The 9,369-nt window shown below is 67.0% G+C and carries 7 protein-coding genes; 4 read left to right on the top strand and 3 right to left on the bottom strand.

Translation table 11 applies throughout. From position 1 onward, the window contains the following. Positions 1 to 1,503: sodium/proton-translocating pyrophosphatase (locus tag ACI38Z_RS07565; RefSeq protein WP_439789581.1), on the top strand; the 1,503-nt coding region annotated here is incomplete at its 5' end. Then, complete coding sequence (locus ACI38Z_RS07560; RefSeq protein WP_439789580.1) at positions 1,500 to 2,477, top strand: class C sortase; 978 nt, start codon at positions 1,500 to 1,502, stop codon at positions 2,475 to 2,477. The genes ACI38Z_RS07565 and ACI38Z_RS07560, both read left to right, overlap by 4 nt. Here the strand turns inward: ACI38Z_RS07560 and ACI38Z_RS07555 are convergent. The 3 genes from ACI38Z_RS07555 to ACI38Z_RS07545 all read right to left on the bottom strand — a co-directional run bounded on the left by ACI38Z_RS07555 (position 2,416) and on the right by ACI38Z_RS07545 (position 6,301). Then, positions 2,416 to 4,086, bottom strand: coding sequence for an NAD(P)/FAD-dependent oxidoreductase (locus ACI38Z_RS07555; protein WP_439789579.1), 1,671 nt, complete (start codon positions 4,084 to 4,086; stop codon positions 2,416 to 2,418). The two genes, ACI38Z_RS07560 and ACI38Z_RS07555, sit on opposite strands and share 62 nt — an antisense overlap. Positions 4,087 to 4,162: 76 nt before the next feature. After that, positions 4,163 to 5,455 carry an aminoacetone oxidase family FAD-binding enzyme gene (locus ACI38Z_RS07550; RefSeq protein ID WP_439789578.1) on the bottom strand — a complete coding sequence of 431 codons (1,293 nt, stop codon included), beginning with the start codon at positions 5,453 to 5,455 and terminating at the stop codon, positions 4,163 to 4,165. 3 nt (positions 5,456 to 5,458) lie between these two features. After that, the gene (locus tag ACI38Z_RS07545) at positions 5,459 to 6,301 is read right to left on the bottom strand and encodes an Mrp/NBP35 family ATP-binding protein (protein ID WP_439789577.1); all 843 of its coding nucleotides are present in this window, start codon (positions 6,299 to 6,301) and stop codon (positions 5,459 to 5,461) included. A 304-nt stretch (positions 6,302 to 6,605) separates the two neighbouring features. Between ACI38Z_RS07545 and ACI38Z_RS07540 the strand changes: the two genes are divergently transcribed. Both ACI38Z_RS07540 and uvrA read left to right on the top strand, forming a co-directional pair. Beyond that, positions 6,606 to 7,106, top strand: a complete 501-nt coding sequence (locus ACI38Z_RS07540) for a hypothetical protein (RefSeq protein WP_439789576.1) — start codon at positions 6,606 to 6,608, stop codon at positions 7,104 to 7,106. 158 nt (positions 7,107 to 7,264) lie between these two features. Then, positions 7,265 to 9,369 (top strand): excinuclease ABC subunit UvrA (uvrA, locus tag ACI38Z_RS07535; RefSeq protein ID WP_439789575.1); only part of this gene is annotated, 2,105 nt, incomplete at its 3' end.

Genomic DNA, 9,369 nt, shown 5'->3' with positions numbered 1-9,369 from the left:
GGCAACACCACGGCCGCCACGGGCAAAGGCTTCGCCATCGGTTCGGCGGCCCTGACGGCCCTCGCGCTGCTTGCCGCGTCCGCGGAGGCACGGGAGGGTTCGGGCAGGCTGACCATTGCCCCTGCCAGCGGCGAGCACTCCTACCAGGCATACAGGCTATTCTCGGCTACGGTGGGAGCCGACGGCGGCATGCGCGACGTCTCGTGGAAGGGATGCATGGGAGGGGACTTCTATAAGCTGCTGGGCAATCCCGACAGCGCGCAGGAGGCGCTCGCGCTGGTGGAGCGTGGCGTCCGAAAGGATGGCGCGTCGTACCTCGCCAAACTCGCCACGTGGGCGCACGAGGCACGCGGCGTCCCTGATCCGCTGCCGCTCCGCACGGGTGAGGCGACGGCCCTTTCAGAGGGTGTCTGGCTCCTCACGAGCGAGCAGGTACAACCGATCCTTGTGCCCATGGGCAGCAAGGACGTGACCGTGAACGAGAAGGGCGTGCGTCCCAGCCTTGAGAAGCGCGTGCGCAACGACACCCGTGGCGAGCGCAAGTTCGCGCGTGCCTGCGACGCTTCCGCGGGGGACGCCGTCCGCTACCGGCTTGTTGGCACGCTCCCCAGCGACTACGACTCCCTGGAGCGGTTCCGCTACGCCTTTGTGGACGAGCCGTCGGAGGCGTTGGAGGTGGACAGGGACTCCGTCGCCGTGAGCGTAGAGCATGCGGACGGCACGACGGAGGGCGTGTCCGAAGGGTTTGACGTGACGCTGGATGATGGGACGCTGCGCGTGGAGTTCGCGAACCTTGCGGCCGCCTGCCCGAAGGCGTCCTACGGTGATCGCGTTGTCGTGCGGTACGTGGCCCACCTCGCGGCCGGCAAGGCCAAGGTCGGCCTGACGGAGGGGAACGGTAACACGGCGCACGTCGAGTACTCAAGCGGCGACGGCGGCGAGATGGGCGTCACGCCCACCGACAGCGCCACCGTCCACACGTACCGCATCGCGCTCAAGAAGGCCGATCCGGACGGGCGCACGGGGCTTGCCGGGGCCAAGTTCGTCGTCGCGAGGAAGGACGGCACGTTCCTCTCGCCCTCCGGAACCTGGGTGAGGGACGAGTCGACGGCACAGATCGTGACGGACGAGAAGGGCGAGGCCACGCTCTTGGGACTGGGTTCCGGCGAGTACGCCATCCGCGAGGTCGAGGCCCCCGCCGGCTACGCCAGGATTGAGGGTGACATCCCGCTGCACATTGCCGGCAATCCCGAGGAGCGGACGCTCGACGCGACGTGCGAGCATGCTTCCGCGCGCGTGACCTCGGTCGATGCGGGGTCCGGGACGGTGACGCTCGAGGTTCGCGACCCGCGTGCGGCCATTGTGGGCGGCTCGGGAGTTCCCAGGACAGGCGACTCCGGCGTGCTGCCTTGGGTAGCCGGCGTGGCTGCCGCCTGCGTGGCCCTCGCGATGGCGGCGCGCGACTGGCGACAGACGGGTCATCCATCGGAAGCGTCCGTATGACCACGTTTGAGCAGGGTGCGGCGCAGGGGGTAATCCCATGCGTGCGGCGGTGCGAGGCCGTCCCAAAACCGCGACATCGCCGTGGGAGGCTGCGTCGCGCCCTGCCCGTGCTGGGCATCGTGCTCGGGCTCGCTGTGCTGGCGACGCCGCTCATGCTCGACCTTTGGGAGGGGGTCCGGGCGCGGGAGGCCGTCAGCAGCATGACGGACCAGGCGGAGGCGATGGACCCCAAGGTCAGGAAGGAGCTTCTGGCTCAGGCTCGCGCCTACAACCGCGTGCTCGCGGGGGAGAGGACCTCCATCCCCACGAGCAGGATACTGCCTTACGGGAAGCAGCTCATGGGCGAGGGGCAGGGCGTGGTCTCCGTCATCAAGGTTCCAAGTGTCGGCATCGACCTTCCGATCAGGCTGGGTACGTCCGACGAGGTCCTTTCCTCCGGCGCGGGCCACCTCGAGGGCTCGTCGCTTCCCGTCGGCGGCACGTCGACCCATACCGTGCTCATGGGACACTCCGGCCTTCTGGGCAGCAGGATGTTCGACGACATCCGGCAGCTGCGCAAGGGCGACAGCTTCTACCTCTGGACGCTCGGGAGACGGCTGAGGTACGAGGTGATCGAGACCAGGGTCGTGCTTCCCGAGGAGGTGAAGAACCTCGAGATCAAGCACGGGAGCGACCTCTGCACGCTGGTGACCTGCACCCCCTATGGGATAAACGACCACAGGCTGCTCGTGACGGGCCGGAGAGTGCATGATGGCGGGGGAGGAAGTCGGACGTCCGCCCAAGGCGAGGTGCCCGTTCCGCACTACCGCGTGCTGATCCTAGGCCTTGGCGTGGCGTTCACGGTCGCGGGCTGGCTCGTTCGCCGCGTCGCGCGGGGGAGAAGGACGGCCCTCCGACCGCGACACATGCGGACTAGCGAAGCGAATCGACCAGTGCCTGTGCGACCCTCAGGCCATCGGTTGCGGCGCTCATGATGCCACCGGCGTAGCCCGCACCCTCGCCGCAGGGCCAGAGCCCGCTTGCAGAGACCGACTGGCAGTCCTTGCCGCGCGTGACGCGGACGGGCGAGCTCGAACGCGTCTCGACTCCCGTGAGGACGGCGTCGCGCGTGTCGAAGCCCCTGAGCTGGTGGGCCATCTTGGGTATGGAGGCACGCAACGTCTCCGTTATGTAGGGAGGGAGGCACTTCTCTACGCTGCCCCAGGCAACGCCACGCGGGTAGGTTGGGGCGATGCTGCCCTGCGCGGTGGAGGGGACGCCCTGCAGGAAGTCGGACACGAGCTGGGCGGGGGCGACGTAGCCTCCACCGCCAAGCTCGAAGGCCGCCCGCTCGCACCTGCGCTGGAGGGCGACGCCCTCGAGCACGTCGTCGCCAGGCAGGTCCGTGGGGAACACGTTTGCGAGGAAGCCCGAGTTGGCGTTCGTGCCAGCCCGGTCGGAAAGGCTCATGCCGTTCGTGACCACGCCGCCGGGCTCGCTGGCAGCCGCGACGACGTAGCCGCCCGGGCACATGCAGAACGAGAAGGCGCTGCGGCCGTCCGCGAGGTGGGACACGAGCTTGTATGGCGCGGCGCCAAGTGCAGGGTGACCTGCGAAGGGGCCGTACTGCGACTTGTCGACCATGGACTGGAGGTGCTCGATGCGAACGCCCATGGCAAAGGTCTTCCGCTCGAGGGTGACGTCCCTGCTCTTGAGGAGCTCGAAGACGTCGCGGGCGGAGTGCCCGCACGCGAGGACGAGGTTGTCTGTGGGGACCCGCTCTTCCACTGCGAGGTCGGTCTCCGGGTCGCGCCATTCGAGCGTGACTGACGTTACGTGCCGGGCGGGATCACGTGCGATGCCAATGTCCGTGAGCCGACACTCGAGACGCACCTCGCCGCCAAGGTCGCGAATCCTGTTGAGGATGTTCGTGACGACGGTGGGGAGGATGTCGCTCCCGACGTGGGGCTTTGCGTCCCACAGGATCTCGCGAGGCGCGCCGGCGTCGACGAACGTCTGGAGGATGAACCGATGGGCGGGGCTCTTCGTGCCGGTGGCGAGCTTGCCATCCGAGAACGTCCCGGCACCGCCGAGGCCGAATTGGATGTTGGACTCGGGGTCGAGCTTGCCTGTCTGGTTGAAGCGCTCGATCGCCCGGCTTCGGCGTGTCGCGTCCTGGCCGCGTTCGACGAGCAGCGGCCTCAGCCCCGCCTCTGCGAGTGCGAGTGCGCAGAAGAGCCCCGCGCATCCCGCGCCCACGACGACGGGACGCTTGGCAGGCTGCGTTCCGAGGTGCGCCGGCAGGCCGAAGGGCTTGTCGGCGGCGGTGCGCACGTTCTTCTCTGCATGGTGGGCGCGAAGCTTTGCGAGGAGGGCCCTCTCGGCATTGGCGCCGCCCCGAAGGGCTACGCGTGCGGTGTACAGGAAGTGCACGTCGTTCTTCTTGCGGGCGTCGATCGAGCGCTTGCGCGGCTCGACGGAGAGGATGTCGTCGGGAGCGACGTGCAGCCTACGTCGCACCGCCTTGGCGAGCGCGAGCTCCTCCGTGCGGAGGGTTCCATCGAGCTGGTCGACGGGGATGCGGATTCCAGAGATGTCAAGCACTTCGACTCCTGATGCCTACGCTGTTAAAGTTCCGTCCGCTGTTGCGGGCCTGTGGCCACGCGTGCGCTGCGAGATGCTACCTGGTGGCTGCGCTCGTACCTGCGACCATGCCGCCCTTCCACGCCCAGGACAGGTTGAAGCCGCCGCACTCTCCGTCCACGTCGAGGGCCTCGCCCGCCGCGAAGAGACCGGGGGAGGAGACGCACTCGAGCGTCTGCGGGGAGAACTGGTCGTTTGCGAGACCGCCCCTGAGCACCTGTGCCTGGGCGACTTCCGTCGTGCCCGTCGCGCGAAGCGGGTACGCCTTCGCGAGGGCGACGAGCGCCTTGGAGTCCGTGTTGGCCTCCGCGGTCCCGTTGCCGTCGAGCGACCAGCGCGACCTGGCAAGTCCCTCGAGTATGGCCGCGAGGTCCGGATCGAGGACGCCGTCGAGGCAACCGGGCTCGAAGCTGCCCTTGAAAAACGGGTCGACCATCTGTTGGAGCTCCGATGCCGTGAGGTCGGGCAGGAGGTCGAGCTCCACGAGGTCACCTGGCGCGACGTGGCGCGACATGTTGAAGATCACTATGCCGGAAAGCCCGTAGGGCCTCACGAGCACCTCGCCGCGCTCGCTCCAGATGGGGAAGCGGGTGTGGGTGAGCTGGACCCGCGCCGTGAGGCGACGACCGTCCAGCTCGAGGATTGGGTTGGGCTCCGTGCCCACGGGGCAGAGAACGCCGGAAGTGGGGACGGTCCTGAGACCGAGGCCGCGTGCAACGTCAAGACCGCCGTCGGATTGCGTGCCGCCCGTGGCGAGGACGACGCTGTGTGCGGACACGTCGTGCGTGGCGTCGCTGCCAAAGCCATCCTTGTAAGTGACTACGTACCCGTCGCTCTCGCGCCTGACAGCGGCGACGCTTCTCGCGGGGGCGAGCGTCACGCCGGCGTTGCGCGCGCGGTGGAGAAGGACGTTGCGCACGGAGGTCGCGCGCTTGGACAGGGGATAGAGCCGCTCCTCCTCCAGGCACCAGCGCATGTCGCACTGGCGGAAGAAACCCAGCACGTCCTTGAGCGGGTCGTTTCCGAAGACCGCCCCGACGAACTCGGGGTCGTTGTAGTACTTCTCCGCGAGGCCGACGTTGCTGAAGTTGCAGCGGCCGTTTCCCGTTGCGAGGATGCTGCGGCCGCACTCGGGGGAGGACTCGAGGACCAAGGTCCGCGCGCTCTTCTCGCCCGCGCAGATTGCCGCGGTGAGGCCTGCGGCGCCGCCACCGATCACGACCACGTCGTAGGACGCGGCGACCTCGATGGAGGACGCCGCGTCAAGCTGGGCCTCGCGTTGCTTTGCGCGGGACGGTGCCTTGTGCTTGCGCGTGTTGGTCGCGGCCATGCGCTAGGCCTCCACCGCGGCTACCGCCTTGGGGATGAGGCCGTCGGGGAGCGCGGACTCGAAGTCGCCGGCGTCGCAGGCCGCCGCCACCTCGGGGTCGATGGGAATGCGGCCGAGGTCGGCGATCTTGAACTCGTCCACGATCTCCTGCAGGTGGGAGGGGCCAAAGGGCTCGAGCCTGCGTCCGCAGTCCGGGCACTCCATGTAGCTCATGTTCTCCACGACGCCGATGACGGGGACGTTCATCATGGCGGCCATCTTGACGGCCTTGCCCACGATGACCTGAACCAGGTCCTGCGGGGAGCTCACGATCACGACGCCCTCGATCGGGAGGGACTGGAAGACCGTGAGGGCTACGTCGCCGGTTCCCGGGGGCATGTCGATCAGCAGGTAGTCGAGGTCGCCCCAGAGGGTGTCCTCGAAGAACTGCTTGAGCGCGCCCATGAGCATGGGGCCGCGCCAGAGCACCGGGTCGTTCTCGTTCTCGAGGATCAGGTTGGTGCTCATGATCTTGATGCCGCCCTTGGACTGGGCGGGGATGATCTTGTCGTCCCGCCCGTAGACGTGCATCCCGGAGAGCCCGAACATCTTGGGGATGGAGGGACCCGTTATGTCGGCGTCGAGGATGCCGACCTTGTGACCGCGGCGGTTGAGCTCCGTGGCGAGGATGCCAGTCACGAGAGACTTGCCGACACCGCCCTTGCCGGAGATGACGCCGATTACGTGCTTGATGCTCGACTGGTCGTTTGTCTGGTACATCTCAGGGCCCTCGTGCTTGGGACGGTTGCCGAAGATCTGGTCGACCTCGTCCTGGATGGCGTCCCTATCGAAATCGCTGTCTGCCATGTGCCACCCTCCTTGTGTCTGGGCATGGGCGCATACCTGCTTGTTGTAGCGTACCCAACTTTAGCATTCGGCTGGAGGGGGTCCCAGGCGCGCGTGCACGTCTGTTGCGATTGCAACCGCCGAGCGCCGCCCTGGCCCCGTCCGCGCCTTGAGTTGGCCTTTACCCATATCGGGAGGCGCTCCCGCGTATAGGAGAAAAAAAAGAGGGAAGACTTGTCTTAAAGGAACCTTGAATCGATTGTGCCGTTTGCGCTGGACCTTAGGCGATGGGAGAAGGGCGGTCGACATCATGGGGAGAGGCGTTGTGGAGAGGGGCTTCGCGAACCGGTCCGGCCTGGGCCTTTCGCTCCTGACAGCCGGAGGCGTTGTTGCCGCGGCACTTGCGAACGGCCTGGTTGCGGTGGACGCCGGGTTCGGCTTTGACCTGTATTCAGCCGCAAAGGGGCAAACTGGAGGTACCGCCGTTGCGATGGCGGCGGCGATCGTGGCGGTCACCTTGGCCGTGGCTGGGTTGGCCGGGCTCGTAACGAGACTGGTTTCCCGTACGGGCAAAGGCGACGCGCCCGCCAACCATGGGCTTGCCGCCAATGGAAGGCGGGCGCTTCTCGTCGTTTCCGTCGTGATGGCCGTTCTGCCCCTCTGTCTGCTCGCGCTGCTCGCGATTCCCGTGGCTGCCGCAAGGGGACTTGCACTGTCGCTTCTGGTCGGCCTGTACCAGGCGGGGCCGATTCCTGGGGTGATTCCGGCCTATTCGGTCGTCGCGGGCGTCTTGCTGGGCGTCGGGCTCGCTGACATACGACACTGAGCCGTATCGTCCTCCTCGCCCGTGACGCCGCCTGCCGAGAAAAGCAAACATTTGTTCTATGAAATTGCCACGGAGCGTATAGACGCCGCACGCGTTGGGGTAGGCTTGGCTACACTCAGGGTGAGAAGAACTTTCAGGATGCGGTCGAAGAGGTATCCATGGCATCGGACTCCATCGTCATCAAGGGCGCCAGGGAGCACAACCTGCGCAACGTAGACGTCACCATCCCGCGTGACAAGCTCGTGGTCATCACGGGGCTTTCCGGCTCCGGCAAGTCGAGCCTGGCCTTCGACACCATCTACGCGGAGGGGCAGCGCCGCTACGTCGAGTCGCTCAGCAGCTACGCGCGCATGTTCCTGGGGCAGATGGACAAGCCGGACCTCGACTCGATCGACGGCCTGTCGCCCGCGGTCTCCATAGACCAGAAGACCACGAGCCGCAACCCCCGCTCGACCGTCGGCACCGTGACGGAGATCTACGACTACCTGCGCCTCCTCTACGCGCGCATCGGCACGCCGCACTGCCCGGAGTGCGGCAGGCCCATCTCGCGCCAGACGACGGACCAGATCGCGGACAAGGTGCTCGAGGCCGGCCAGGGGCGGCGCGCCTACGTGCTCGCGCCTGTGGTGCTGGGTCGCAAGGGCGAGTACCAGAAGCTGTTCGAGGACCTGCGCAAGGAGGGCTTCAGCCGCGTCCGCGTGGACGGCGAGGTCCGCGAGCTGGACGAGGACATCAAGCTCGACAAGAAGTACAAGCACTCGATCGAGGTCGTGGTGGACCGCATCGTCATCCGCCAGAACTCGCTCGGCCGCATCGCCGAGGGCGTGGAGCAGGCCACGAAGCTCGCCTCGGGTCGCGTCGGCTTCTACCTCCTGCCCGACCGCGACGCGCCTGAGGGCACGGAGGGGGAGCTCCTGCAGTACTCCCTTGCGCTCGCCTGCCCCATACACGGCCACTCGATCGACGACCTCCAGCCGCGTGACTTCAGCTTCAACGCGCCGTATGGCGCCTGCCCCGACTGCGACGGCCTGGGCGTGCGTCGCATCGTGGACGCGGAGAGCCTGATTGAGGACCCCAACCTTCCCGTCGATGGCGTCTTCGGGTCGCTCTTCGGCAGGTCGAACTACTACCCGCAGATCTTTGCGGCCGTGCTCAAGCACCTGGGCGAGGACCCCGAGACCCCGTGGAAGGACCTGAAAAAGAAGACGCGCGAGGCGATCCTGGACGGCTTGGGCCAGACCAAGATCCGCGTCGACTACCACACGCGCGACGGGCGCGACACGTACTGGTTCACGAAGTTCTCCGGCGTGCGTTCCATCCTGTTCGACAAGTACCAGGAGACGACCTCCGAGACCACGCGCAGCCACCTGGACAAGTACATCCGCGAGGTGCCGTGCCCCACGTGCCACGGCGCGCGCCTCAAGCCCGAGTACCTCGCGGTCACGGTGGGCGAGAAGAACATCAAGGAGGTCTGCGACATGTCCTGTCGCGAGAGCCTCGAGTTCTTCGAGCACCTGACGTTGACGGAGCGCCAGCATCTGATCGGCGCGCCCATCGTGAAGGAGATCGTGGCACGCCTGCGCTTCATGGTGAACGTCGGCCTGGACTACCTCACGCTCAGCCGCGCCGCCACGACGCTCTCGGGAGGCGAGGCGCAGCGCATCCGCCTCGCCACGCAGATCGGCGCCGGGCTCATGGGAGTCCTCTACATCCTGGACGAGCCCTCCATCGGCCTGCACCAGCGCGACAACGACCGCCTCATCGCGACGCTCAAGAGCCTTCGCGACATGGGCAACACCGTCATCGTCGTCGAGCACGACGAGGACACCATCCGCGCGGCGGACTACGTGATCGACATGGGTCCCGGCGCGGGAGAGCTCGGCGGAGAGGTCGTCGCAGCGGGCACGCCGCAGGAAATCATGGCGAACCCCGACTCGCTCACCGGCGCGTACCTCACGGGTCGTCGCATGATCGAGGTTCCCGCCAAGAGGAGAAACCCGCGGCGCGGTGCCTTCAAGATCTTCGGCTGCCGCGCGAACAACCTCAAGAACGTGAACGCGAAGGTCGAGTATGGCACGTTCACCGTGGTGACGGGCGTCTCTGGCTCGGGCAAGTCGTCGCTCGTGACTGACACGATCGCCCCCGTCCTGGCTGACGAGATTCAGCACGCCAAGCGCATCTGCGGACCGTACCGTCGGGTGGAGGGTATCCGCGACGACGAGGGCACGCTCCTCATCGACGAGGTGATCGACATCGACCAGAG

It is taken from the genome of Parafannyhessea sp., from assembly GCF_051876455.1.
Taxonomy (GTDB): Bacteria; Actinomycetota; Coriobacteriia; order Coriobacteriales; family Atopobiaceae; genus Parafannyhessea.
This window is presented reverse-complemented; position numbering and strand designations above follow the sequence as displayed.

What these genes read in the sequence shown, in the direction of transcription:
- ACI38Z_RS07560 (WP_439789580.1), top strand. Translation starts at nt 1,500, where the DNA reads ATGACCACGTTTGAGCAGGGTGCGGCGCAGGGGGTAATCCCATGCGTG.
- ACI38Z_RS07550 (WP_439789578.1), bottom strand. Translation starts at nt 5,455, where the DNA reads ATGGCCGCGACCAACACGCGCAAGCACAAGGCACCGTCCCGCGCAAAG.
- ACI38Z_RS07545 (WP_439789577.1), bottom strand. Translation starts at nt 6,301, where the DNA reads ATGGCAGACAGCGATTTCGATAGGGACGCCATCCAGGACGAGGTCGAC.